Source organism: Mesorhizobium sp. 2RAF45, assembly GCF_052115225.1.
GTDB classification, from domain to species: domain Bacteria; phylum Pseudomonadota; class Alphaproteobacteria; order Rhizobiales; family Rhizobiaceae; genus Mesorhizobium; species Mesorhizobium jarvisii.
Window position 1 is genome coordinate 123,201 of sequence record NZ_JBFRGG010000009.1, and the last position, 25,205, is coordinate 148,405.

The following is a 25,205-nucleotide window of genomic DNA, read 5'->3' on the forward strand; positions in this document are numbered from 1 at the left end:
TCTTCACGCTATGATTCGCGGCGCGGAAAACGCGAACCGGCGGATCGCTACGAGGAGAGGGCAATGAAAACTTATCTGGCGGAAGTTCTAGGCACATTTCTGTTGGTGTTCATCGGCACGGCGTCGGTGGTGACGGGCGGCTTCGGCGGCGCGCTGCCGCTCGGTCAGGAAGGCATCGGTCTGGCATTCGGCATCGGCCTCATCGCCGCGGCCTATGCGATCGGCCCGATTTCGGGCGCGCATCTCAATCCGGCGGTGACGCTCGGCGTCTTCCTCGCCGGCCGGCTGCCGGCCAAGGACGTCATCCCCTACTGGATCGCGCAGATCATCGGCGCCATCCTGGCTTCGCTGGCACTGTGGATCATCGTCTCGGGCAAGGCCAGCGAACCCATCACCAACTTTGGCGCCAATGGCTGGGATGTGGCCAAATGGGGCATGAGCTCGGCGTTCCTGTGGGAGCTGATCGGCACCTTCACCTTCGTCACGGTGATCCTCGGCGTTACCGCTGAAAAGCACTCGACGGCATTTGCCGGTCTGGTCATCGGCCTGACGCTGGCGGGCATTCACTTCGCCATGATCCCGGTCACCGGCACCTCGGTCAATCCGGCCCGCTCCATCGGCCCGGCGCTGTTCACCGGCGGTGCAGCGCTCAGCCAGCTCTGGCTGTTCATCGTCGCCCCGCTGATCGGCGGCGCCATCGCTGGTGTCGTCGCCAAGGCACGCATCTTCGAGAAGGATTGATCTCGAGAGCCTGAATGCAAAAGGCACGGGCCACGGCCCGCGCCTTTTTTGTTGGATAGAGCCTCGTCTGGATCAGCCGGCGATGTCGAAACGGTCGGCGTTCATCACCTTGGTCCAGGCCACGACGAAGTCCTTCGCGAACTTCGCCTTGGCGTCCGCCGTCGCATAGACTTCGGCCAGCGCGCGCAGTTGCGAGTGCGAACCGAAGATCAGGTCGGCACGGGTGCCGGTCCACTTGACTTCACCGGTCTTGCGGTCGCGGCCTTCGAACACGTCCTTGGCGTCCGATGTCGCCTTCCACTCGGTGCCCATGTCGAGCAGGTTGACGAAGAAGTCGTTGCTCAGCGTTTCCGGCTGTTTGGTGAACGCGCCATGCTTCGACTGCCCGGCATTGGCGCCGAGAACACGCAGGCCGCCGACGAGGACCGTCATTTCCGGAGCCGTCAGCGTCAGCAGCTGCGCCCGGTCGACCAGCGCTTCCTCGACGGTGAGCCGCTGCTTGCCGCTGACATAGTTGCGGAAGCCGTCAACAGTCGGCTCCAGCGGCGCGAAGGAGTGGATGTCGGTCTGCTCCTGCGAGGCGTCCATGCGGCCCGGCCAGAAGGGAACGTCGACGCTGTGGCCGGCGGCCTTCGCGGCCTTCTCGATCGCGGCGTTGCCGCCGAGAACGATCAGGTCGGCAAGCGAGACTTTCTTGCTGCCGGTCTGTGCGGCGTTGAAGTCCTTGGCGATCGTCTGGAGCTTGTCGAGCACCTTGGCGAGCTCGGCCGGCTGGTTGACGGCCCAGTCCTTCTGCGGGCTGAGGCGGATGCGCGCGCCATTGGCGCCGCCGCGCTTGTCCGAACCACGGAAGGTCGAGGCCGACGCCCACGCCGTCGAGACCAGCTGCGACACCGACAGGCCCGAAGCCAGTATCTTGGCCTTGAGCGCTTCGGCATCCTGCTCGTCGATCAGCACATGATCGACCACCGGGATGACGTCCTGCCAGGGCAGCTCTTCCTTCGGAACCAACGGGCCGAGATAACGGGCGACCGGGCCCATGTCGCGGTGGGTCAGCTTGTACCAGGCGCGGGCGAAGGCGTCGGCGAACTGATCCGGATTCTCGTGGAAGCGCTTCGAGATCGTTGCGTAGGAGGGATCGAAACGCAGCGCGAGGTCGGTGGTCAGCATGGAGGGTGCGTGGCGCTTGGCCGAATTGTGTGCGTCCGGCACCGTGCCGGCGCCGGCACCGCCCTTCGGCGTCCACTGATGCGCGCCCGCCGGGCTTTTGGTCAGCTCCCAGTCGAAGCCGAACAGATTGTCGAAGAAGTTGTTGCTCCATTTGGTCGGCGTCGTCGTCCAGATGACTTCCAGACCGCTGCCGATGGCGTCACCGCCCTTGCCGGTGCCGAATTTGCTCGCCCAGCCAAGGCCTTGCTGCTCGATATCGGCGCCTTCCGGTTCGACACCCACCAGGCTCGCATCGCCCGCACCATGGGTCTTGCCGAACGTATGGCCACCGGCGATGAGGGCTACGGTTTCCTCGTCGTTCATCGCCATGCGCGCGAATGTATCCCTGATATCGCGCGCCGCGGCCAGCGGATCCGGATTGCCGTTCGGCCCTTCCGGGTTGACGTAGATCAGCCCCATCTGCACGGCGCCGAGCGGGTTCTGCAGGTCACGGTCGCCGCTGTAGCGCTCGTCGGCCAGCCATTTGCCTTCGGGACCCCAGTAAACGTCCTGCTCGGGCTCCCAGACGTCGGCGCGGCCGCCGGCAAAGCCAAAGGTCTTGAAGCCCATCGATTCCAGCGCGACGTTGCCGGTGAGGATCAGAAGGTCGGCCCAGGAGATCTTGCGGCCATATTTCTGCTTGATCGGCCACAAGAGCCGGCGGGCCTTGTCGAGGTTGACGTTGTCCGGCCAGCTGTTGAGCGGCGCGAAACGCTGCTGGCCAGCCCCGGCGCCGCCGCGACCGTCGGCGATGCGGTAGGTGCCTGCGCTGTGCCAGGCCATGCGGATGAACAGCGGGCCGTAATGGCCAAAGTCGGCCGGCCACCATTCCTGCGAATCCGTCATCAGCGCATGCAGGTCCTTGATGACAGCATCAAGGTCGAGGCTTTTGAATTCCTCGGCATAATCGAACGCCTCGCCCATCGGATCAGACAGGGATGACTGCTGATGCAGGATCTGGACGTTCAGCTGGTTCGGCCACCAGTCACGGTTGGTCCTGCCAACGGCTCCGTGCGCAACCGGGCATTTGCCCGCGCTTTTGTCATCGGTGTTCGCGTCCATCTTCAGTCTCCGATTTTTGCCGAGTTTTGATCTTTGCCAGGATTTTGGGCGCGGGCTGGTCGGCCGCACCATCTTGGAATGATTCCAGACTAGGCCGCATTGGCGATAAAAACAAATTGCCTTTCCTGTTCATTTCGATAGGATTTTCTTATGATCGGATTGACAGTTCGCCAGATGCATTATTTCGACGCGCTGGCGCAGACGCTGCATTTCGGACGCGCGGCAAAACTCGCCGGTGTCAGCCAGCCGGCGCTGTCCTCGCAGATCGCGGAGATGGAGCAGAGGCTGAACTGCCGGCTGTTCGAACGCGGCGGCAAGTCGGTGCGCATGACCGACGAAGCGATCGCGCTTTTGCCGCGCATCGAACGCATCCTGGCCGACATACGCGATGTCGAAACGACGGCAAGGCGCGGCCGCACCGCCATGGAGGGACGCTTCCGGCTGGGCATCATCCCGACGGTCGCGCCCTATCTCCTGCCGCGCGCTTTGCCCGAACTGAAAAAGCATTTTCCGGCCCTGCTGCTCGAATTGCGCGAGGCGGTCACGGCCACGCTGGTCGATGACATCGCATCGCGCAAGCTCGACGCCTTTATCGCAGCGCTTCCACTCGATCATCCGGGCCTGATCACCGAGGCGCTGTTTTCGGACCGGTTCTTCCTTGCCGTCCCGGCTGGCGACCCGGCCTTCGCCTCGCCGCCGGTTCCGCCCGAAAGCCCGGCGCTGGAAAGGCTCATGCTGCTGGAAGAGGGCCATTGCCTGCGCGAACAGGCGCTCGCGGTCTGCGGCAATGTGCGGCCGGTGGCGATGGCCAGCTACGGCGCCACCAGCCTGACCACGCTGTTGCAAATGGTGGCGCACGGGCTCGGCGTCACGCTGATTCCCGAAATGGCGACCGGCCCCGCCGGCACCATCCCCGACCTCAAGATCGTGCCGTTCCAGGAACCGATGCCGCAGCGCATGATCTGCCTCGCCTGGCGGCGCAACAATGCAAGACATGGCGAATGCGTCGAACTCGCCAAGATCATCCGCAGCCTCGGCGCGGCGGTGTTGGCCGCGTGAGAAATGATCAACCGGACGTCACAGAACGCGGGACAGAAACTCGCGGGTGCGCGGCGATTTCGGGTTGGCGATCATCTCGCGCGGCGCGCCACGTTCGACGATCACACCACCATCCATGAAGACGAGCTGATCGCCGATCTCGCGGGCAAAGCCGATCTCGTGGGTGACGACGACCATCGTCATGCCGCTCTCGGCCAGATCGCGCATCACCTGCAGCACCTCGCCGACCAGTTCCGGGTCGAGTGCCGATGTCGGCTCGTCGAACAGCAGCACCTTCGGCTTCATCGCCATGGCGCGCGCAATCGCCACACGCTGCTGCTGGCCGCCGGACAGTTCGCGCGGATAGCGGTCGACCTTGTCGACAAGGCCGACGCGCCTTAGCAGGACTTCCGCCTCGGCCTTGGCCTGGTCGACCGGGATGCGCCGCACCTGCGTCGGCGCCTCGATCAGGTTCTCCATCACCGTCATATGCGAGAACAGATTGAACGACTGGAACAGCATGCCGATCTCGGCCCGGCGCTGGCACAGGAGATCGTCCTTGACCTCGTAGAGCCTGTCGCCCTGAAGGTCGTAGCCGACGAACTGGCTGTCCACCAACAGGATGCCGCCGCTGAGTTTTTCCAGATGGTTGATGCAGCGCAGGAACGTGCTCTTGCCAGACCCCGACGGGCCGATGATGCAGGCCACCGAGCCCTTGGGCACGTCGAAGTCGACACCCTTGAGGACCTCGAGCGAGCCATAGGTTTTGCGCACGCCGCGCGCGAACACCATGGAATCGGCCGGCACGCCGAAGCGAGCGCGATTATCGGACTTCACATCGCTCATCGGGCAATGCCGCGCAGGCTGACCAGATTGCGCAAGGCGCGCATCGTCAGAGGTTCACGGCGCGTGTCGCTGCGGCCGAAATGACGCTCCAGGAAATGCTGCCCCACCGACAGGATGCTGACCACGGCGAGGTACCAGAAGGCGACCACGATCAAGAGCGGGATCGTCTCGAAGGTGCGGGCATAGATGCTTTGCGCAGTGTAGAACAGATCGTCGACCGCAATGAAGGTCACCAGCGAGGTCATCTTCAGGAGATTGATCGCCTCGTTGCCGGTCGGCGGCAGCACGAAGCGCATGGCTTGCGGCAGGGTGATGCGCTTCAGGATCATCCTGTAGGGCATGCCGAGCGCGCTCGCGGCTTCCGCCTGGCCCGTCGGCACCGACTTGATGCCGGCGCGGATGATCTCGGCCATATAGCCGGCCTCGCACAGCGAAAGCGCCACGACGGCGGAGAAGAACGGGGTCATGAAATCATTGGTGCGCACGGAAAACAGCGTGCCCAGGAAAGGCAGAGTGAGCGAGATTTCTCGCACCAGCAGCGACAGGTTGAACCAGAAGATCAGCTGGATCAGCGCCGGGACACCCCGGAAGAACCAGACATAGACGCCCGCGAAGGCGCGCAGCACCGGACTTGGCGACACCCGCATGATGGCGATGACGGTGCCGACCACGATCGCCAGCGCCATGATGATGACGGTGAGCACCAGCGTGTTGCCAAGGCCGCGCATGATCGAGGGATGGAACAGGTAGCCGGCGGCCGTGCCCCAGGCGAAGGCCGGGTTGCTGGCGAAAGCGCGGATGATCAGGAAGGCCAGCAGCAAGGCGAACGCCGTGCCGACCCAGATGCCATAGCGGCGCTGCGGCACGACGGTCAGTCGTGACACGGCGGCGGCAACGCCGGGCTCGACGCCGATCTCGGTCGGGTGGGCCACGCCCATCAATGGTCTCCTGGTTGCTGGCCGGCGCCTGACCAGGATCAGGCGCCGGGTAATTCCTATTCGGCGCGAAGCGCGTCCATGGTGCCTACGAAATAGGGTTCCTTGATCGCGTAGGCGCCCATGCCGTATCTGTCGAGGATAGCCTTGTAGGTGCCGTTCTTGAACAGTTCGGCTAGTGCTGCCACCATCATGTCGGCGGTCTCCTTGTCGTCCTTGGCAATCGCCATGCCGAGCGGCGCGACGTCGTAAAGCGTCGGCAGCACCACCAGCTGGCCCTTGCTCGTCACCTCGAAATAGCTCGAAGCGGTCGCATCGTCCATGCGAGCGTCGACGCGATCCGACAGCACGGCCTGGACGATATCGGTCGAGGAGTTGAAGACCGACTTCTCGATGGCCGCCTGGCCCTTGTCGGTGCATTCCTTGCTCAGCTTGTCGACCAGGAAGTCCGAGGCGCTGCCGGCCGAAACGCCGATGCGCTTGCCGCAAAGCGGGGTGTCGCCGCTGAAGCTCGCCTTCTTGTCGGGCGATGTCGAGACGGCGAGGCCGGCCTTGAGGAACATGACGAAATCGACCTGCTTCAGCCGCTCCGGCGTCGCCGAGAACGTCTCCCAGGCGATCTTGAAACGGCCGGCCGCAAGGCCTGGGATCATCGAGGGAAAGGGCGTGCGCTGCACGTCGAGCTTGGCGTCGACGAGCTTGGCCACCTCGCCGGCCAGCTCGATGATGATGCCGGTCTGCTTGCCGTCGGCATCGAGATATTCGAACGGAGCATAGTCCAGCGTGTTGGCGACGGCGAGCGTTCCGCTCTGCTTGACCTCGGTGGATTTCGCAACCTCGGCGGCCCGGGAAACCCCGCCCCAGGCCACGGTGGATATCGCCAGCGCAAGGCCGGTCATTCGAAGATATGCATTCATTGCTGTTCCCCTTTCTCTTGCTTGTTTGCCGTTATGCGCCGGCGGCTTCCGCCGCCTTCTTCTTGCGATAGTGGTAGTTCTTGTCGATGCGCTCCATCAGATAGTCGCCGTAGAGCACCGGCCCGTATTTCGGCTGCGTGCCGGCCGGCACGCAGACCGACAGCGCCTCGATCGTCTCGTCCATGGACGGATCGAAGAAGAAGGGCTGCGAATAGCGCTCGCGTCCCGACCGGTTGATGACCCGGTGCGGCGTCGAGACGAACTGGTCGTTCGACCAGCGCGCCAGTATGTCGCCGACATTCATCACGAAGGAATCCGGGACGGGAGGTGCCGGAACCCAGTCGCCGGCCTTGTTCTTCACCTCGAGGCCGCCGACATTGTCCTGCGCCAGCAAGGTGATGAAGCCATAGTCGGTGTGCGGCGCCGAGCCGAAGAGGCCTTCTTCCTGGGGCTGGGTCGGATAGTGCAGCAGCCGCAGGAAGGTGGTCGGCTGCTCGAAATGGCGGTCGAGACTGTCGGAGGGCAGTCCGAGCGAGAGCGCGATGGCGCGAACCATCTTGCGCGCGAGCGTTCCCATCTCCTCGACATAGCGCTCTATCGTCTCCCTGAAACCGGCAAGCGCTGTTTCGTCGGGCCATTGGTTGGGGCCTTGCAGCGGCTTTTCGGCCAGGGCCCTTGGATCGTCGGCGCCGACCTCGTGCATGAAGAAGATCGATTCGCTCTGGTTGGGCTTGCTGACGGTTGCCACCGACGAGGTGACGATGGTCGAACCGGCAAAGGGCAGATAGCCGCGGAAATTCCTATCGATCTTCAGCTTCGCCTTTTCCTCCTCGGGCAAGGCAAAGAAGCGCTTGCTGGCTTCGCGCACGGCCTCGACATCGGCGCGCGGAATGGGGTGCCCGGTGACATAGAGGAAGCCGATCGTCTCGAGATAGCGGCGCAGCGTCGCCGCCGTTGCCCGGATGGCGCCCTCATCGTCGCCATAGAGCGCCGAAACGTCGAGGATCGGAATTTCGGAAAAATCGCCGCGCTCTTGTGCATCCATTTTCGAACACCCTGTCTTGAACATAAGATACAGTACTGTATTTCTACACATACGAACGGCCTCATCAATAGGCTTTCGATCGCGAAAGGAAGAGCGCTGAAACATGGCACCACGCAAGATCATCATCGACACCGATCCGGGCCAGGACGACGCCTTCGCCATCCTCTTCGCGCTGGGGTCGCCGGCCGAGCTCGACGTGGTCGGCATCACCACGGTCGGCGGCAACGTACCGCTTGCCCTGACGTCGAAGAACGCACTGAAGGTGGTGGAGCTTGCCGGGCGGCCTGATGTGCCGGTGCATGCCGGATGCCCGGCGCCGATGGTGCGCAAGCTGATCACCGCCGAATATGTTCACGGCGAAACCGGCCTCGACGGCGCCGATCTTCCCGAACCGGTGACGCCACTGCAGAGCGAACACGCGGTTAATTATCTCGTGCGCACCATCATGGACGCGCCGGAGGGCGAGTTGACCGTCTGCACGCTCGGGCCGATGACCAATCTCGCAATGGCCATGACCATGGAGCCGAGGATCGTGCCCCGGCTGCGCGAAGTCGTGCTGATGGGCGGCGGCTTCTTCCAGGGCGGCAACGCCACGCCTGCGGCGGAATTCAACATCTTCGTCGATCCGCATGCCGCGCATAAGGTATTCGACAGCGGCGTGCCTGTGACCATGGCAGGCATAGACTGCACCTACACCGCGCTGATGACGTCGGAATGGCTCGACCGACTGCGGGCAACCGGCAGCCGGGCGGCGATCGAGGCCGCCAATCTGGCCGACTTCTACCGCCAATACGGCACGCACAAATTCGAAACGCCGGCGCGCCCCATCCATGATGCCTGCGTCACCGGCTATCTGCTGGCGCCGCAAATCTATGAGCAGCGCCAATGCGCGGTGACGGTCGACATCGTCTCGCCGGAGACGATCGGCATGACCGTGGTCGACTGGTGGCATGTGACCGGCCGGCGGAAGAACTGCAACGTCCTGCGGCGCATCGATCCGGCGCCATTCTTCGAACTCATGCTGGAGCGGATCAGCGCATTGCCCTGAGCTGCGCCTTCCGCGATAGATGGACACTTGATGAGTCGCGAAGCGCATCGAAGCCGGCGAACGGGTTGCAGGCGTCGCATATGGCGATGAAGGTCTTGATCAGATGAAAGCGGACCCTGCCCCGGCCCGGGCCAAAAGACCGAAGGCCGCCCCGCCTGCGAAGCCGGCGCGGCAGACGCTCAGCCGCGAGGCCTGGATCACGGCTGCGCGCAAGGTGCTGGAGAAGCGCGGCATCGGTGAGGTCAAGATCGACCGCCTGGCGCACCAGTTCAAGGTGACACGCGGCAGTTTCTACTTCCACTTCGCCAGCCTGGCCGACCTTCGCGACGGCCTGCTGCAGGAATGGCGAAACACCAATTGCGCGCCGTTCTGGGCCATGCGCGACGTGCACGACATAGACGGCCTGCAATTCTTCACCGACATCGTGCATGTCTGGGTCGATGAGGCGCCTTTCAGCCCGCTGCTTGATCTGGCCGTGCGCGACTGGTCGCGAACGTCGAAGAAGCTGGCGCAGGAGGTCAAGGACATGGACGATCTGCGCATCGCGCTGTTGATCCGCTCCTTCCGCGCCATGGGCTATCCGGAGGACGAAAGCCTGGTCCGGGCGCGCATCACCTATTTCCACCAGATCGGCCAGTATGCGCTGTCCTTCAAGGAGGATCCGGCGGTGCGCAGGAGCTACCAGCCGCTGTTCGGAGAGGTGCTGCTTGGACCGCTCGTGCAGGAACCGGGCTCGGCGCCACGGCCGTCGGAGATTCAGAGCGGACGGCGTTAAAGGGCGTGCCAGCGATAGCGGGCTGCGGTGCGTCCAGCGACCTGCCAATCATCTAGGAAGCAGCCGCATCACCTGCCATGGCGCGAGTCGCGTTCTGCTGGGGACGTAGCAGAAAATAGAACGCGGCGACGTGCGTGATCATCAGCAGCGGCACGTAGATGACCGGGATCGCATAGGTCGCACCCAACAATCCCGCATGGGCGGGAAGACCGGCCTGGATCGCTTGGTAATAATCGACGATGAGGTCGATGGTCCCGACGACATTGAAGGCAACGACGAATAACCAGAAAAGCGGGCGTACCCTCACGGCAGACAGTGCCAGCATGGCCAGCACCCCGGTTGCGAAGTCGCCGTAGGCGGCGAAGGTAGCGAAGCTTGCGGGCAGGTCGGGGCTGACGACGCCCGGAAGGATGAAGACGAGCCCGAAGAAACGGAAACTGTGCAGGGTGGCAATGGCGCGTTGCGCTGCGACCCCGTCCATCGAGCTCAGCCAGGGCCAGATGTACACACCGAAGCACAGCAGCCATACAACATAGCCGAGAACGAGCTGGATCTGAAAAAGGACTTCCGTCGACATTGTGGTCTCCCGTCAGCTGTTGGTCGACGCGGCCTCGAACACCGCGGTCAGGATGCCGAGCCGGCCTTCCATGAGGTTTCGTCCCAGATTGGCTGCAAGCTCGGCGAAGTCCGGCCCCATCACCACGCCGAGATTTGGCGAAGGCGGCGGACCCGACGCCCGTAATTGCGCGAACCAGGCCTTGGCGGCCTCGGTGTCGTCTTGCCATGCCATCATACGGAAGCCGGCCGGCTCGATCGCCTCACGCGTCGCATCGATTGTCATGAGGAAGCTCGTCGCCGGTGTTCGCGCCCAGGGAAGCGGATAGTCCGGCTGCCCGCCGCCTAACACGACATCGAAGGTGGCAAACCTGCCGCCTGATTTCAGCACGCGCCGAATCTCACGATAGAGCCGCCCCCGGTCGAAGATGTTCATTGCTACATGCTGCAGCAGCACGATGTCGAAACGGCCGTCATCGAACGGAAGCTCCAGGGCGTTGGCGGTCTGGAAAGACAGCCGCTCGCCCTGCCCCGTGCGCTCGGTCAGGTAGCGCGCGGCATCCACGAATGGCGCGCTGAGGTCCACGCCGGTAACCCGGCAGTCATAAGTCGCAGCCAGGAAGCGCGCCGGCCCGCCGACGCCCGAGCCGACGTCCAGAACCGACATGCCAGCGGTGATGTCAGCCAATTGGGCAAGCTCGGCGGTGGCGGCAAGCCCACGGGTGTGAAACTGGTCGAGGGTGCCCAGTTGCTGCGGCGTGAGAAGCTGATCCTCAGGGCCAAGAGCAGCCAATACCGCCCTCAACCGTTCAGTCAGGCCGGTCGCGCGATAGTGGTCGCGCACTCCATCAAGTTCATCGGTCATGGCAAGATGCTCCTGTCTCAAGCTCTTACCTAAACCCGCTTCCATCGTTCGACTATCCGCTGTAATTACAACAACCCATGAAGCAGAACTACACAATCCGGCACGGGGCGCTGGAGGGCGTCGAGGTGTTCCTGGCTGTCGCCAGACACCGCAACTTCCGCCGCGCCGCCGCCGATCTTGGGGTGACGCCATCGGCTGTGAGCCAGGCGGTGCGCGTGCTCGAAGCGCGGCTTGGTGCGGCGCTGTTTGTCCGCACGACGCGCAGTGTCGGTCTGACCGAGGCCGGTCAGCGCTTCCTCGACCGTGCCGGCCCTGGCTTCGAGGAGATCGTCGCCGCAGGCGAGGCCGCGCGTGATGTCGGCCAACGACCGACCGGCCTGCTGCGCCTATCGGTGCCGCGCGCCGTCGTGCCGTTGATCCTTGAGCCGGTGATCGCGTCGTTCTGCCAGGCCTATCCCGAAGTCGAATTGGAGATCGCCGCGAGCGACGAGATGGTCGATCTGGCGACAGGCGGGTTCGATGCCGGCATCCGCCTCGGCCAGTTCATTGCCACCGACATGGTGGCGGTGCGGCTGACCCCGTCCTTCCGGTTCGTCGTCGTCGGCAGTCCCGACTATCTCGATCGCCAGGGCCGCCCTGAGCGTATCGACGATTTGCGCCGGCATGCCTGCCTGCGCCTGCGCCGTTCCAACGGCGCCATCGCGCCGTGGACATTCGTCGACGGCAACGAAGCGATCGAGGCGATGGTCTCAGGTCCGCTGATCGCCCACGACTATCCGACATTGCTCGGCGCCGCGATGCGAGGGATTGGGCTGGCGCAGATCCCGCGACCGGTCGCCGAAGGTCCGATAGAACAGGGAAAACTCGAGCCTGTGCTGGACGCCATCGCGGCGACGACGCCGGGCGTCTTCCTCTATCATCCCGGCAAGCGCCAGATCCTGCCGAAGCTGCGCGCCTTCATCGATCACCTCAAATCCTCGGTCTGAGGCAGCGAAGGATGTCGGAGCCTGATCGCTCACTTGTACCAAAGCTCTCATGGTATAAATATCAGAAATATATAGGTAAAAAATACGACAAGATGGACCATTCCGGTCAAGAACGTCGTTCTTTCCGTGCTGAAACTTACATTGCATATGAAAAGCGCCAGGACCAAAAGGACCGCATCGGCAGGCGGCAGCCCCAGGGTCAGTCCTCTCCCCGTCAGCAGGCTGGCGGCTGCGACTGCCGGTATGGTCAGGCCGATCGTGGCGCAAGCCGAGCCCATCGCGACATTCAAGCCGCGCTGCAGCTCGTTGTTGAGTGAAGCGCGCACCGCCGAAATGGCCTCCGGCATCAACACCAGCCCAGCGATCATTGCCCCGACAATGCTGTCAGCCTGGGTCACCTGGTAGGCAACGAGCGTATCTTCGACGCTTGCCGCGACCTGCTCGGCGAGCATGACAATTCCGATCAGCCCGGCCATCAGCAGCAGAGCGCTGGAAGAGATGTTCTCGTGAGGGGCAGCGCGCACCGAAACGTCGTGTGGTTGTCCCTGGATAAAGTCTTCCCGGTGCCGGACCGTCTGCGCGAACACGAAGCTTGCATAGAGCAGCACTGAAAGGACGCTGACGAAACCAAGTTGGGCTGCCGAAAACGTGCCGGGATCCGTGGTCTGGGTGTAGGTCGGCAGAATAAGCGTCATGACGGTCAGGGCGATCAGAACCGCCAGATAGGCACTGGTCCCCTGCCGCACGATGGCCTGCTTGCGATGACGCCAGCCGCCAAACGCGAGACACATGCCGACGACGCCGGTGGATGCGATCATCACCGTCGAGAAGACGGACTCCCGTGCCAGCGTCGGGTTGTTCTCTCCATGCAGCATCATGGAAACGATGATCGACACTTCAATTGCCGTGACGGCAAACGTCAGCACCAGCGTGCCGTACGGCTCCCCTACCCGCCGAGCTACCGCCTCGGCGTGGTCGAGCACCACGAAAATGGTGACGAACATGATCGCACTCGACAGCGCACCGACAAGGATCCTGGCGTTCAGCAAACCCTCGTCCACGGACAGCCCGCTGGCTCTGACCGCGACAGCCATCGCTAGCGCAGCGAGGGGCATCGCGTAGGAAATCGCCGATCGTCCGAAACCGCTCATCCAAGCCCCTGTGCGCTTCTGCGAACCTTGGCTGCATTCGCGCACCGACAGATCGAAGCGTTCACCCCTTCACGCCGTCTTCTGCGCCACCAGCCCCAATTCCTCGACCATCGCCTGACGCATCAGGAACTTCTGCGGCTTGCCGGTCACCGTCATCGGCAATTCGGTGCGGAAGCGGATGTGGCGCGGGATCTTGTAGTGTGCGATCTGGCCCGCACAAAAGGTTTTGATCTCCTGCTCGGTGGCGATCTGGCCGGGCTTGAGCACGATCCAGGCGCACAGCTCCTCGCCATATTTCTGGTCGGGAATACCGAACACCTGCACCTCCCTGACCTTGGGATGGCGGTAGAGGAATTCCTCGACCTCTCTGGGATAGACGTTCTCGCCGCCGCGGATGACCATGTCCTTGACCCGGCCGACGATGTTGCAATAGCCCTCGGCGTCGATGGTGGCGAGGTCGCCGGTGTGCATCCAGCCATCGGCGTCGATCGCCTCGCGGGTCTTTTCGGCGTCGTCCCAATAGCCCTTCATCACGGAATAGCCGCGTGTGCAGAGCTCGCCCGGCGCGCCGACCGCGACGGTGGAGCCGTCGGCGTCGATGGCCTTGACCTCGACATGAGGGTGGATGCGCCCGACGGTGGAGACGCGCTTTTCCAGAGGGTCGTCGACGCCGCTCTGGAAGGAGACCGGGCTGGTCTCGGTCATGCCGTAGGCGATGGTCACCTCGGACATATGCATCAGCGACACCACCTTCTTCATCACCTCGATCGGGCATGGCGAGCCGGCCATGATGCCGGTGCGCAAGCTGGAGAGGTCGAAGGTCGCGAAATCCGCATGGTCGAGCATGCCGACGAACATGGTCGGCACGCCATAGAGGCCGGTGCAGCGCTCCTGCGCCACGGCCTTCAGTGTGGCGCACGGATCGAAACCCTCACCAGGAAACACCATAGTCGCACCCTTGGTCACGCAGCCCATCGTGCCCATCGACATGCCGAAGCAGTGATAGAGCGGCACCGGGATGCAGAGCCGGTCGTCGACGGTGAGCTTGATCGCCGAGGTCACGAAATTGCCGTTGTTGACGATGTTGTGGTGGGTCAGCGTCGCGCCCTTGGGCGCGCCCGTCGTGCCCGAGGTGAACTGGATGTTGATGGCATCATTCGGCTTCAGCCCCTCGGAAATGCGGTCAAGACTGTCATGCTCGTCGCGGCCGGCCATGGCCAGCACGTCGGCAAAATTGAACATGCCCGGCGAATTGTCCTCGCCCATGCGGATGACGATCTTCAGGGCCGGCAGTTTTTGCGCCTTCAGCTTGCCTGGCGTGGCCTTGGCGATCTCCGGCGCCAGCGTCTCGATCATGCCGAGATAGTCCGAGGTCTTGAAACTGGCGGCCGTGACCAAAGCCTTGCAGCTGACCTTGTTCAGCGCATATTCCAGCTCGGTCAGCCTGTAGGCCGGGTTGATGTTGACCAGGATCAGGCCGATGCGGGCGGTGGCGAACTGCGTCACCAGCCATTCCCAGCGGTTGGGCGACCAGATGCCGACGCGGTCGCCTTTCTCGAGACCCAGCGCCAGGAAGCCGGCGGCGAGCGCATCCACCGTGTCGGACAGTTCGCTCCAGGTGAAGCGCTTGTCCTGGCCGACGAAGACGGCGGCATCTTGCGTGGCATATTTGCTTGCGGTGTCGGAGAAAAGCGCCGGAATAGTCTTGTCGAGCAGCGGCACCTTGCGCTCGCCCGAGACATGCGCCCTGCCATCGATGGGTGCGATAAAGACGCTGCCGGCGCGCCCAGAGCGGCCGCGCAGATTGGTGGCGTTCTTCAGCTCGTCGAGATTGACCGGCATCGCTGTTTCCTCCCCAGGCCGCGCCGAGTCTATCAGCCCGGCGTGGCAGTGGAAATCCTGTCGATGGTCGTGGCGTTCTGGTCCCTCGGACGGACGGGATGGCTATCCGACCGCCACCGCCATCTTCGCAGCGATGTCGCGCAAGACCGCTTCGTCAGCCACCGAACGCGATCTGCGCGATGCCACCAGACAGGCCTGCGACTTCAAGACCACGCCGTCGCCCAGCACCTTGAGATGGTTGGCGCGCAGCGTCGAGCCGGTGGTGGTGATGTCAACGATGACGTCGGCCAACCCAGCCGCCGGCGCGCCTTCGGTGGCACCCAGGCTCTCGACGATGCGATAGACCTGGATGCCGTGTTTTTGCGAAAAGAACTGCTGCGTCAGCCGCCAATATTTGGTGGCGATGCGCAGCCGCCGGCCGTGGCGCTGGCGGAAATCGGCGGCGACGTCGTCGAGATCGGCCATGGTGTCGACATCGAGCCAGATTTCGGGCACCGCCACCACGACATCGGCATGGCCGAAGCCGAGACGGGCGACGATCTCGGCGCGGGCTTCCCAGTCGGCGAGATTTTCGCGCACCAGATCCTCGCCGGTGATGCCGAGATCGACCGCACCCTGGCCGATTTCGCCTGCAATCTCGGAAGCCGACAGGAAAGCGATCTCGACATTGTCCAGGCCCTCGACACGGGCATGATATTTGCGCTCGTCGCCGGGCAGGCTGATGGCGAGGCCGGCCTTGGCCAGCACTTCCAGCGCCTGTTCCTTGAGCCGGCCTTTCGATGGGATCGCCAGCGTGATCATGGTGCCGTCTCCCGCAACGCCTCGATGCGGTCGACCCAGACGGAAAAGCCGACGCCGGGGATCGCCGTCTTGGCGCCAAGCAGCGTCAGCAACCGATCGTAGCGGCCGCCACCGGCCAGGGGACGCTCGCCGCCTTGCGCCGCGATTTCGAAGACCACACCGGTGTAATAATCGAGCGGACGGCCGAAGGCGGCATCGTAGCGGATTTTTTCCGCCGGCAAGCCATGCGCCTCGATCGCCTTGGCACGGGCAGCGAATTTCTCCAGCGCGGCACCCAGCGACAGCCCGGCACCGGCAGCAAAGGTTTCCAGCGCCTCAGCCGCGCCATCGAGCGGCACGTCGATCGCCAGAAAATTCTTCAATGCCGCGAAGGCTTCGTTCGACAGCCGCACACTGCGCAATTCGGCCTTCTCGATCAATCGCCGCGCAATGTCTGAGGGCGCGCGCCCGGCCGATGCCGACAGGCCTGCCTCCTCCATGCCGCCGGCAATGTGCGTGGAAAGACTTTCGAGATCCCCGTCGAGGACAAGGGCGGCGACCTCGCCGGAGAGCTGGCCGTTGCGCGGCGGGTTGGCGAGGTCGGCAAGTGCCGCCTGCAGCATCGGCGCCGAGCCGAAGGCTCGGGCCAGCCGCATGCGCCAGCCGCGCGGCAGGCCGAGTGCGGCCAGCACCGCTTCGAAGATGCCCTGGTCGCCCAGTGTGACCGCCAGCGACCGGCCGGGCAGCACCAGCGACAGCAGCGCATGCGCGTCGGCCACGGAGCGGGCGTCGGCCTCAGCGGTGTCGCGGTCGCCAAGGTCCTCGATGCCGGCCTGGAAGAACTCGTTGCCGCCTTCGCGGCGCTGGCGAAACACTTCGCCGAGATAGGAATAACGGCGCGGCGTGCCGGCCTGCGAGCTTATATGGTCGAGGCAGACCGGAATGGTGAATTCCGGCCGCAGGCACAATGTCTGCCCGGTCTCGCTTTCGGTGAGGAAGATGCGGCGGCGCAGATCCTCGCCGGCCATGTCGAGGAACGGGTCCGCCGGCTGCAGGATGGCGACCTCGACCGCGTGCGTGTTGCGCGTAGCGAAGAGTTTTACGATGTCGGCCGCGATGGCGGGGAAGCGGGAGGTCATGTGGCGCGCCCTTCCCTTCTCCCCTTGTGGGAGAAGGTGTCGCCGAAGGCGACGGATGAGGGGTGTTCCAGCGAAGTGAGACGCTGGCATTCCCTGGAGCACCCCTCAACCGTCTCGGCGCTGCGCGCCGATCCACCTTCTCCCACAAGGGGGGAAGGGAAGAACAGCGCGGCGCTCATCATTTCGCCCGTTCCTCGGCCTGCGCCGCCAGGATCTTCTTCACCTCTGCGACCAACTCACTTTCCGCAACCGTCACCTGCGCCGGGCGCGCGGCGCGCCATTCGGCGTTGTCGGTAATTTCGGCGGACATGCGCGCGCCTTCGATCAGGTCCTTGATCTGCAGTTCGCCCTTGGCGCGCTCGTCGCCGCCCTGGATGACAGCGACCGGGCAACCGCGCCTGTCGGCATATTTCAGCTGCGCCTTCATGCCGGCGCCGCCGAGATACATTTCGGAACGAATGCCGGCGGCCCGCAACTCGCTGACCATCTTCTGGTAGCGGCCGAGGCTCTCGGTGTCCTTGTCCATGACCAGGACCACGACCGGCGCGATCACATCGGCGCTGTCGAGCTTGCCGAGGTTCTTCAGCGCCGTCATCAATCTGGAGACGCCGATGGAAAAGCCGGTCGCCGGCACCGGCTCGCCGCGGAAGCGCGAGACCAGGCCATCATAGCGCCCGCCGCCGCCGACCGAGCCGAAGCGCACGATCTGGCCGTCCTCATTGGGGATTTCGGCCAGGAGTTCGGCTTCGAAGACCGGGCCGGTGTAATATTCCAAGCCGCGCACCACCGAGCGGTCCATGGCGATGCGGTCTTCGCCGTATCCTGCCGCCCTGACCAGGGCTTCGATCGTCGCGAGTTCGCCGACGCCTTCCTGATAGGTCGCGTTGGAATTGACCACGGAATCCTGGCCGGCCTGCGCATTTCTCGCGGTTGCTTGAAGAACCGCCTCGGCTTGCCCGTTGTCCAAGCCCGCGCCCTTGGCGAAATCGCCTTCGCCTTCCTTGCCGCCATCCCAGCGCCCCGGGCCAAGCAGAAGCTTCACGCCTTCCGGCCCGAGCTTGTCCAGCTTGTCGATGGCGCGCAGCACGGTCAGCCGGCGTCCGGCATTCTCGTCGCCGCCAAGGCCGATCGCCTCCAGCACGCCGTCAAGCACCTTGCGGTTGTTGACGCGGATGACGTAGTCGCCACGCTTGATGCCGAGCGCTTCCATGACGTCGGCCATCATCATCGCCATTTCGGCGTCGGCGGCGACGCCCGGCGTGCCGATCGTGTCGGCGTCGAATTGCATGAACTGGCGGAAGCGGCCGGGGCCTGGCTTCTCGTTGCGGAACACCCAGCCCGAGCGGTAGCTGCGATAGGGCTTGGGCAGGCGCTCGTAGTTCTCGGCTACGAAACGCGCCGTCGGCGCGGTCAGATCGTAGCGCAGCGACAGCCACTGCTCGTCATCGTCCTGGAAGGAGAACACGCCCTCGTTCGGCCGGTCCTGGTCGGGCAGGAATTTTCCGAGCGCATCGGTGTATTCGATCAGCGGCTGGTCGGCCGGTTCGAAACCATAGAGCTCATAGACCGAGCGGATCGTCGCCATCATCTTCTCGACGGCGCGGATGTCCTCAGCGCTGCGGTCGGCAAAACCGCGCGGCAGCCGCGCTTTCGTCTTTTCCGATTTGTCGGCCATGAGATGGGTCTTTTTGCTAAGTAAAGGATGACTTATTTTCGAGTGCGCGTGTCCTAGCCGAAGCTACCGAGAGCGGCAAGGGTTAGCGCCTCTCCCTTCTCCCCTTGCGGGAGAAGGTGGCCTCGCGAAGCGAGGTCGGATCAGGGTGCTCCAGGGAATGCCAACGCCTCACTCCGTCACGCACCCCTCAACCGTCTCGGCGCTACGCGCCGATCCACCTTCTCCCACAAGGGGAGAAGGAAAGATGACTGAAACAGAAACGCACCGAGAATGAAACAATCCCGCCACGGGCACGGCATCGTGCCGACACAATCGGCGCCGATACAGCGCAGGACACGAAGGGGTTCGGAACATGACCAGCGCAGCGAAATTCCATGCCAACAGCGATGCCGGCGAATTGCCTGCGCGGCTGCGCCCGGCCGGCACCCACGCGCCGAAACTGGTTGGCCAGGCTGCCGGGCCGTTCAATGTGCCCGCCGACACCGGCAAGGGCCCCTCCCTGCGCGATGCATTGGTGACCGGCCTGCTGGTGATCTATCCGACGGTGGCCACGGTGGTGGCAATCGTCGCCGGACTGTTCCTTGCCAGCGTCAACGGCACCTGAAACCGCCCGCTTCGTCGGGTTCCATATTTTCTGATCGAGGGATTGAGCAGGCGACTGGGCTTCTCCCCGTGAACGGGGAGAAGGGAGCTACGCCGGCCGCTTGAACGCCTTGCGTTCCTTCTCGACCTGCTTGCGGCAGACACAGCCCTCGAGATGGTCGTTGACCAGGCCCATGGCCTGCATGAAGGCATAGACTGTGGTCGGGCCGACAAAACTCCAGCCGCGCTTCTTCAGTTCCTTCGATATCCGCACCGAGACCGCCGTCGTCGGGTTGGCGCGCAGATGGGCGAGGTCGACGATTTCGGGCCGTTCCGCCTTGCCGGGTTCGAACTTCCAGAACCAGGCGGCGAGCGAGCCGAACTCGTCGACCATTTCGAGGGCGCGCTTGGCATTGTTGATGGTCGAGACGATCTTGCCGCGATGGCGGATGATGCCGGCATTGCCGAGCAGGCGTTCGACATCTTTGTCGGTGAAGGCGGCGACCTTGTCGAAATCGAAGCCGGCGAAGGCCTCGCGAAAATTCTCGCGCTTTCGCAGGATGGTCAGCCACGACAGGCCCGACTGAAAACCTTCAAGGCAGATCTTTTCGAACAGCCTGCGGTCGTCGGCCACCGGCCGCCCCCATTCATGATCATGATAGTGCAGATAGTCGGGCAGGTTGCCGTGCCAGAAGCAGCGCACGACACCGTCGGGACCGGCGAGCAGGCCGGTGTTTTCATTGCTCATTGCGAAAAATCCATCCGTTAATGCGCTTTAGCGCTGCTTTTACCGTGGCTTTACCAGATTCCTGAACCCGGCGGTAACCACACCAAAAGGTTTACTGACAAAGCCGCATTTTACGCATTCCGATTCATGTTTCGGTTGCTGCCTGCGCGCCAATGATCGCTGGACCGGGGAGCGTTTCCACCCGGTGTATCAGACGATCTAAGGTGCGTTCCCGATGAAGAGAGTTGTGTTTTCCGTGTTCGGCGCCGTGGCTGTGTTTGCCGGCGTCACACCCTCGGCCGCTGGCGACCGCTATGCCGACAGGCCGCCTGTGATGGTGAGCCCCGACCTTTCCGCCCCCTGGGTGCTGCAGCTCGGCAATGCGCCCGGCATCGTGCGGCAGAACCGCCAGCAGCCGCGCCTGCGCACCGCGCAACCGGCACAGCCAGACCGCGTGCAGACGGCGGCAGTGCAGGCACCGGCGAAGCGGATGGTCATGCGCCCGCAGATCAATCCGATCTACCTGCCGCAGGAAGTCGCCTATGACGGCACGCAGAAGCCGGGCACGATCGTCATCGATACGACGCAGAATTTTCTCTATCTGGTCGAGAAGAACGGCAAGGCGCGGCGCTACGGCGTCGGCACCGGCAAGCCCGGCTTCGAATGGTCGGGCACGCACAAGATCACCAACAAGCGCGAGTGGCCGGACTGGCGCCCGCCGGCGCAGATGATCAAGCGCGAAGCCGCCAAGGGCCGTTATCTGCCGACCTATCTGGCCGGCGGCATCGAGAACCCGCTCGGCGCCCGCGCGCTCTATCTCGGCACGACCGAATACCGCATCCATGGCACCAACCAGCCATGGACGATCGGCGGCGCGGTGTCGTCTGGCTGCATCCGCATGCGCAACGAGGACGTGGTCGACCTTTATGAGCGGGTCAATGTCGGAACCACGGTCGAGGTGATATAATAGCTGCAGCGAATCACCTGGTCGGGAAGCACATCGTTTCCTGAAGTCGGAAGGAACAACGGGGGACGGGCCGTATGGGGATGCGGTCAGTCAGGAAGGGCAGCACGGGAAACCGCGCTGCCCTTCTTCTTTGATCGGCGTCCTGTCCCAGCGACAAAGCCCGCGTCGTTGCGTCGCGCAGAAGGCATGGCGCTTCGCTTTCATGCTGCCATTTTCGGCGGTCCTTTGCTATGTCGGCGCCAACGCAAGCAAAGAGTCCCTCCCATGTCCCTGCCCGACGACAGCCGCTATCTCAAGGGCGGCCCGGTTGCCCAGCGCATCATCGCCGCCGTGCGCGAGGATGCGGCGATTRCCAAGGCCGAGGGTTTTCCGCCCAAGCTGATCTCGATCACCGTCGGCGATACCGATGCCGTGGATGTCTATGTGCGCAACCAACGCGCCAAGGCGCAGCTTGCCGGCATCGATTTCGAGGAACGGCGTTTTCCCGCCACCATCACCTCGGGCGAACTGGAAGCGGCCATCCACGGCCTGAACGCCGATCCGCGCGTCACCGGCATCATCATCCAGCGGCCGGTGCCGGCGCATATTTCGGTCAAGACGCTGCAGGCGGCTGTGCATCCGCTCAAGGATGTCGAAGGCATGCACCCGGCTTCGATCGGCAACATCGTCTACAACCAGCTTGATCTGGCGCCCTGCACGGCGGCTGCATCCGTCGAACTGCTCAAGGAGACCGGCCTTGACCTCAAGGGGCTGGAAGTCGTCATCGTCGGCCATTCGGAAATCGTCGGCAAGCCGATCGCTTTCCTCTTGATGAGCGAAGGCGCGACGGTCACGGTCTGCCATCACATGACGCGATCGGTCGCAGCGCATGCGCGCCGCGCCGACGCGCTGTTCGTCGCCGTGGGCAAGCCGCGGCTGATCAAGGCCGACATGGTCAAGCCAGGGGCTGCCGTCATCGATATCGGCATCAATTCCGAGATCGGACCCGATGGGACGAGCCGCATCGTCGGCGACGTCGACACCGACAGTGTGAAAGACGTGGCCTCCTGGATTACGCCGGTGCCGGGCGGCGTCGGCCCGATCACGGTCGCGATCCTGCTGCGCAACACGATGGTGGCGCTCAGCCGCCAGCGCGCGCTGTACGAGGCGACCTACGGCACCGCGGACAGGCTGGCGGCGGAGTAAGCGCCGATCCCTACTCCGCGGCGATTAGGCTCTCGTCGCGAACACCCTCCGGCTTTGGCCCGCCATAGGCCCAGTCAAGCAGCTTGATGGTATGTATGACGGGCATGCTGGCGGCCGACGCAATCTGGGTGATGCAGCCGATGTTGCCGGTGGCCACGATCGAAGCCCCGGTCGCCTCGATATTCCTGACCTTGCGGTCGCGCAGCTTGGCTGAAATCTCGGATTGCAGGATGTTGTAGGTGCCGGCCGAGCCGCAGCACAGATGACCCTCGCGCGGCTCGCGCACAATGAAGCCGGCCTTGGCCAGCAACTCTTTCGGCTGGCGTGTGATCTTCTGGCCGTGCTGCATCGAACAAGCGGAGTGATAGGCGACGATGGTACCTGGCTTGCGCACCGGCTCCGGCAAGTCGAGGCTTGCCAGATATTCGGTGATGTCTTTGGCCAGCGCCGACACCCGCGCGGCTTTCTCCGCATAGGCCGGATCGAGCCGCAGCATGAAGCCATAGTCCTTGATCGTCGTGCCGCAACCGGACGCGGTGATGATGATGGCGTCGAGCCCGCCCTGGTCTATGGTGCGCGTCCAGGCATCGACATTCTGTCTTGCCGAGGCAAGTGCGGCCTCTTCTCGCCCCATATGATGGACCAATGCGCCGCAGCAGCCCTCACCGGGCGGCACCACGACGTCGACGCCGAGGCGCGTCAGCAGCGAAATCGTCGTGTCGTTTATGGCGGGATCGAGTACCGATTGCGCGCAGCCGGTGAGAATGGCGACGCGGCCCTTTTTGGCCCCCTGCCCAGCATGGACGCCCGGCGAGGCCATCGGCGAGGCTGCCGGGATCGAGGCCGGCGCGAGCTTAAGCATGGCGGCGAGCGGCTTTAGCGCCGGCAGCTTCTCGAACAGGCCGATGAAGGGCTTGCCGAGTTTCGCCAGTCTGAGAGCGGCGCGAAAACGCCGGGGATAGGGCAGCACGAAGGCCAGCATGGCGCGCGTCAAGCGGTCGAGCAGCGGCCTGTCATAGGTCTCCTGGATGTGGGCGCGGGCATGGTCGACCAGGTGCATGTAGTTCACACCCGAAGGGCAAGTGGTCATGCAGGCAAGGCACGACAGGCAGCGGTCGATATGGGTGACGATCTCCTTGTCGGCCGGACGGCCGTTCTCCAGCATGTCCTTGATCAAATAGATGCGCCCGCGCGGCGAATCGAGCTCGTTGCCGAGCGTCACATAGGTCGGGCAAGTGGCCGTGCAGAAGCCGCAATGCACGCATTTGCGCAGGATCTTTTCGGATTCCGCGACATGCGGGTCGGCGAGCTGGGCGGATGAGAAATTCGTCTGCATCGCTGATGTCCTAGGCCATGCGGCCGGGATTGAGGATGTTCTTCGGGTCGAATTCCTGCTTCAGCCGCTGGCTGAGCGCTGCCAGCGCCGGCGGCTGCGGCTCGAACACCGGCAGCGCGGCGCGATGGGCAGGGGCGGCGCGCACCAGCGTCGCATGGCCGCCGCCATGTTTGCGCAACAGGCCGCGCAGCAGGGCGGCTTCGGGGTCGCCCTCTTCCATGCGCAGCCACACCAGCCCGCCCTGCCAGTCATAGAAGGCGCTGGCGGCCGCCTGCATGCGCAGGGTCAGCACCATCTGATGCGCGTGAAAGGGCGCCATCGACACGCGCCAGACCGGTTTCTCGCTGCCGTCGGCGAACGGCCTGATATCGCGCACATCGCGCCAGATCAGAGGCGAAGCCTCGCCGGCAATCTCCTCCAGCGGCCCGGCCTTGCCGAGCAGCGTCTTCAGCGCGGCGATGCGATAGGCGACCGACGGGCCAAAACCTTCAACGCGCAGCAGCGTGGCGGCGTCGCTGCCGAGCGCACCGCCGGCGACGCGCGCGGCAATGCGCTCCGGCAGATGGGCAGCGCTCGACACTTCGGCACTGGACCCGAGCGCCAGCGCCATGGCACTTGCCGCGGCATCGTCGAGCAGCCCACGGATAGCGAGCGTCACCTCGGTCTCGGCTGATGGCAGCACCTTGAAAGTGACGTCGGTGAAAACGGCGAGCGTGCCCCAGCTGTTGGCCATCAGCTTCGACATGTCGTAGCCGGTGACATTCTTGACCACGCGGCCGCCGGACTTGAAAGCTTCACCCCGGCCGGACACGACGTTGATGCCGAGGATATGATCGCGCGCCGCACCGGCCTTCAGCCGGCGCGGACCGGAGAGGTTCGCGCCAAGCACGCCGCCGATCGTACCTTTGCTCGGCTCGCCGCCGAGCAGCGGGCCATAGTCCATCGGCTCGAAGGCCAGTTGCTGGCCGTTTTCCGCCAGCAGCTTTTCGATATCGGCCAAAGGCGTACCGGCCTTTGCCGACAGCACCAGTTCGGCGGGTTCATAGAGGGTCACGCCGGTGAGTGTCGACAGGTCGAGCGTGTGTTCCGTCTGCAGCGGCCGGCCAATGCCGCGCTTGGAGCCGTGGCCGATAATTTCGAGCGGCGTCTCTTCCCCCACCGCCCAGGCAATGGTGGACAGGACCTCGTCTGACGTAGTTGGGGTCAAAGTCGTCAAAGCCTGTGCTCCCTGAGTTTTTCGAGCACGGCTTCGCCCCTTGGCGACAGCCGGTAACCGATCTCGAGGCTCTCGGTGAGCCCGAATTCCCCAAGCTTGCGGACATCCCGCTTGAACTTCAGCGTCTCGACCCCGGCCTTGGCCGCCAGGTCAGCCGCCCGCACTTCCGGATGCGCGCCGATTGCCCGCAGGATCGACGGGAAATAGCCGAGTGCCGTCTTGTCCCAGCGGGCAAAGCGTGCGGTCAGGGCGTGCCAGTCCGCATCGGAAAGCGAAGCCTCGCCGCGCAAGGCAACCCGTTCGTCGGGTTCAAGACCGATGAGTTCGATGCGATAGACCGGGGCGCCGTCGTCGGACCCCAGCATCTCCCGAAGAGCTTCGAGTGTTGGAAAGCCGGCGGCACTCGAATCCTTTTCCGACAATGCGGACATCTCCACGACCGCGATACCGCCGATCAGCACGACACCCGACGCCGTTCTCACCCGCCCGCCAGCCTTGACCGTCGGTCGCTTCCAGCGGCGAAAGGCGAGCGTCACTTCGCCCAACGCAATGGCCGCAAGGGTCTGGTCCCGGAACAGCATCC

Annotated in this window: 24 protein-coding genes; 8 read left to right on the forward strand and 16 right to left on the reverse strand. The window is 64.1% G+C overall.

Annotated elements, in window-relative coordinates; genetic code table 11:
* Positions 1 to 63 precede the first annotated feature (63 nt).
* A complete protein-coding gene (locus tag AB4Z43_RS22400) occupies positions 64 to 741 on the forward strand; it encodes an MIP family channel protein (RefSeq protein ID WP_019860000.1) in 678 nt (225 codons plus the stop codon).
* Between the two features lie 72 nt (positions 742 to 813).
* On the opposite strand, the gene katG is transcribed toward AB4Z43_RS22400, so the two are convergent.
* Entirely contained in the window at positions 814 to 3,012 is a 2,199-nt protein-coding gene (katG, locus tag AB4Z43_RS22405) for a catalase/peroxidase HPI (RefSeq protein WP_064986469.1), read from the reverse strand.
* A 150-nt stretch (positions 3,013 to 3,162) separates the two neighbouring features.
* Here katG and AB4Z43_RS22410 point away from each other — a divergent pair, with 150 nt between their 5' ends.
* On the forward strand, positions 3,163 to 4,071 hold the full coding sequence (locus AB4Z43_RS22410; protein WP_019860002.1) for a hydrogen peroxide-inducible genes activator: 909 nt from the start codon (positions 3,163 to 3,165) through the stop codon (positions 4,069 to 4,071).
* Between the two features lie 18 nt (positions 4,072 to 4,089).
* Here AB4Z43_RS22410 and AB4Z43_RS22415 read toward each other — a convergent pair whose 3' ends face one another.
* From AB4Z43_RS22415 to AB4Z43_RS22430, 4 genes are read right to left on the reverse strand one after another with little or no spacing between them, the layout of a single operon-like run.
* Complete coding sequence (locus tag AB4Z43_RS22415) at positions 4,090 to 4,842, reverse strand: amino acid ABC transporter ATP-binding protein (protein ID WP_441939016.1); 753 nt, start codon at positions 4,840 to 4,842, stop codon at positions 4,090 to 4,092.
* A gap of 50 nt (positions 4,843 to 4,892) precedes the next feature.
* Entirely contained in the window at positions 4,893 to 5,834 is a 942-nt protein-coding gene (locus AB4Z43_RS22420) for an amino acid ABC transporter permease (protein WP_019860004.1), read from the reverse strand.
* 56 nt (positions 5,835 to 5,890) lie between these two features.
* Positions 5,891 to 6,748, reverse strand: a complete 858-nt coding sequence (locus AB4Z43_RS22425) for an ABC transporter substrate-binding protein (protein WP_038644927.1) — start codon at positions 6,746 to 6,748, stop codon at positions 5,891 to 5,893.
* Between the two features lie 31 nt (positions 6,749 to 6,779).
* Positions 6,780 to 7,793, reverse strand: coding sequence for an isopenicillin N synthase family dioxygenase (locus AB4Z43_RS22430; RefSeq protein ID WP_064986464.1), 1,014 nt, complete (start codon positions 7,791 to 7,793; stop codon positions 6,780 to 6,782).
* 103 nt (positions 7,794 to 7,896) lie between these two features.
* Here AB4Z43_RS22430 and AB4Z43_RS22435 point away from each other — a divergent pair, with 103 nt between their 5' ends.
* Together AB4Z43_RS22435 and AB4Z43_RS22440 are read left to right on the forward strand one after the other, a co-directional pair.
* Positions 7,897 to 8,841 (forward strand): nucleoside hydrolase, encoded by a 945-nt coding sequence (locus tag AB4Z43_RS22435; protein ID WP_202379347.1) that lies wholly within the window; start codon positions 7,897 to 7,899, stop codon positions 8,839 to 8,841.
* Positions 8,842 to 8,944: 103 nt separating this feature from the next.
* On the forward strand, positions 8,945 to 9,616 hold the full coding sequence (locus tag AB4Z43_RS22440) for a TetR/AcrR family transcriptional regulator (RefSeq protein WP_019860008.1): 672 nt from the start codon (positions 8,945 to 8,947) through the stop codon (positions 9,614 to 9,616).
* Positions 9,617 to 9,668: 52 nt separating this feature from the next.
* On the opposite strand, the gene AB4Z43_RS22445 is transcribed toward AB4Z43_RS22440, so the two are convergent.
* Complete coding sequence (locus tag AB4Z43_RS22445) at positions 9,669 to 10,193, reverse strand: hypothetical protein (protein WP_064986461.1); 525 nt, start codon at positions 10,191 to 10,193, stop codon at positions 9,669 to 9,671.
* Between the two features lie 12 nt (positions 10,194 to 10,205).
* Entirely contained in the window at positions 10,206 to 11,036 is an 831-nt protein-coding gene (locus AB4Z43_RS22450) for a class I SAM-dependent methyltransferase (RefSeq protein ID WP_441938974.1), read from the reverse strand.
* A gap of 77 nt (positions 11,037 to 11,113) precedes the next feature.
* On the opposite strand from AB4Z43_RS22450, the gene AB4Z43_RS22455 reads away from it, so the two are divergent.
* A complete protein-coding gene (locus AB4Z43_RS22455) occupies positions 11,114 to 12,022 on the forward strand; it encodes a LysR family transcriptional regulator (RefSeq protein WP_441938975.1) in 909 nt (302 codons plus the stop codon).
* A gap of 47 nt (positions 12,023 to 12,069) precedes the next feature.
* On the opposite strand, the gene AB4Z43_RS22460 is transcribed toward AB4Z43_RS22455, so the two are convergent.
* From AB4Z43_RS22460 to hisS, 5 genes are all read right to left on the reverse strand, one after another.
* Positions 12,070 to 13,173: a calcium:proton antiporter gene (locus AB4Z43_RS22460; RefSeq protein WP_441938976.1), complete on the reverse strand. Its 1,104-nt coding sequence runs from the start codon at positions 13,171 to 13,173 to the stop codon at positions 12,070 to 12,072.
* Positions 13,174 to 13,242: 69 nt separating this feature from the next.
* Complete coding sequence (locus AB4Z43_RS22465; RefSeq protein ID WP_441938977.1) at positions 13,243 to 15,015, reverse strand: AMP-binding protein; 1,773 nt, start codon at positions 15,013 to 15,015, stop codon at positions 13,243 to 13,245.
* A gap of 102 nt (positions 15,016 to 15,117) precedes the next feature.
* The gene (gene hisG / locus AB4Z43_RS22470; protein WP_441938978.1) at positions 15,118 to 15,816 is read right to left on the reverse strand and encodes an ATP phosphoribosyltransferase; all 699 of its coding nucleotides are present in this window, start codon (positions 15,814 to 15,816) and stop codon (positions 15,118 to 15,120) included.
* Complete coding sequence (locus AB4Z43_RS22475; protein WP_441938979.1) at positions 15,813 to 16,934, reverse strand: ATP phosphoribosyltransferase regulatory subunit; 1,122 nt, start codon at positions 16,932 to 16,934, stop codon at positions 15,813 to 15,815. Before AB4Z43_RS22475 ends, hisG begins: the two co-directional genes overlap by 4 nt.
* A 178-nt stretch (positions 16,935 to 17,112) precedes the next feature.
* Positions 17,113 to 18,609, reverse strand: coding sequence for a histidine--tRNA ligase (hisS, locus tag AB4Z43_RS22480; protein WP_064986455.1), 1,497 nt, complete (start codon positions 18,607 to 18,609; stop codon positions 17,113 to 17,115).
* Between the two features lie 352 nt (positions 18,610 to 18,961).
* On the opposite strand from hisS, the gene AB4Z43_RS22485 reads away from it, so the two are divergent.
* Positions 18,962 to 19,213, forward strand: a complete 252-nt coding sequence (locus tag AB4Z43_RS22485) for a hypothetical protein (protein WP_019860017.1) — start codon at positions 18,962 to 18,964, stop codon at positions 19,211 to 19,213.
* Between the two features lie 87 nt (positions 19,214 to 19,300).
* On the opposite strand, the gene AB4Z43_RS22490 is transcribed toward AB4Z43_RS22485, so the two are convergent.
* The gene (locus AB4Z43_RS22490) at positions 19,301 to 19,939 is read right to left on the reverse strand and encodes a DNA-3-methyladenine glycosylase I (protein ID WP_441938980.1); all 639 of its coding nucleotides are present in this window, start codon (positions 19,937 to 19,939) and stop codon (positions 19,301 to 19,303) included.
* A 214-nt stretch (positions 19,940 to 20,153) separates the two neighbouring features.
* On the opposite strand from AB4Z43_RS22490, the gene AB4Z43_RS22495 reads away from it, so the two are divergent.
* Together AB4Z43_RS22495 and AB4Z43_RS22500 are read left to right on the forward strand one after the other, a co-directional pair.
* Positions 20,154 to 20,885: a L,D-transpeptidase gene (locus AB4Z43_RS22495; protein ID WP_019860019.1), complete on the forward strand. Its 732-nt coding sequence runs from the start codon at positions 20,154 to 20,156 to the stop codon at positions 20,883 to 20,885.
* Positions 20,886 to 21,149: 264 nt separating this feature from the next.
* A complete protein-coding gene (locus tag AB4Z43_RS22500) occupies positions 21,150 to 22,070 on the forward strand; it encodes a bifunctional 5,10-methylenetetrahydrofolate dehydrogenase/5,10-methenyltetrahydrofolate cyclohydrolase (RefSeq protein WP_441938981.1) in 921 nt (306 codons plus the stop codon).
* A 10-nt stretch (positions 22,071 to 22,080) separates the two neighbouring features.
* Here the strand turns inward: AB4Z43_RS22500 and glcF are convergent, their stop codons facing one another.
* From glcF to AB4Z43_RS22515, 3 genes are read right to left on the reverse strand one after another with little or no spacing between them, the layout of a single operon-like run.
* A complete protein-coding gene (gene glcF, locus AB4Z43_RS22505; RefSeq protein WP_038644901.1) occupies positions 22,081 to 23,406 on the reverse strand; it encodes a glycolate oxidase subunit GlcF in 1,326 nt (441 codons plus the stop codon).
* Between the two features lie 10 nt (positions 23,407 to 23,416).
* Positions 23,417 to 24,622 (reverse strand): FAD-binding protein, encoded by a 1,206-nt coding sequence (locus tag AB4Z43_RS22510; protein ID WP_038644899.1) that lies wholly within the window; start codon positions 24,620 to 24,622, stop codon positions 23,417 to 23,419.
* Entirely contained in the window at positions 24,619 to 25,203 is a 585-nt protein-coding gene (locus AB4Z43_RS22515) for a hypothetical protein (RefSeq protein ID WP_038644897.1), read from the reverse strand. Before AB4Z43_RS22515 ends, AB4Z43_RS22510 begins: the two co-directional genes overlap by 4 nt.
* Positions 25,204 to 25,205 lie beyond the last annotated feature (2 nt).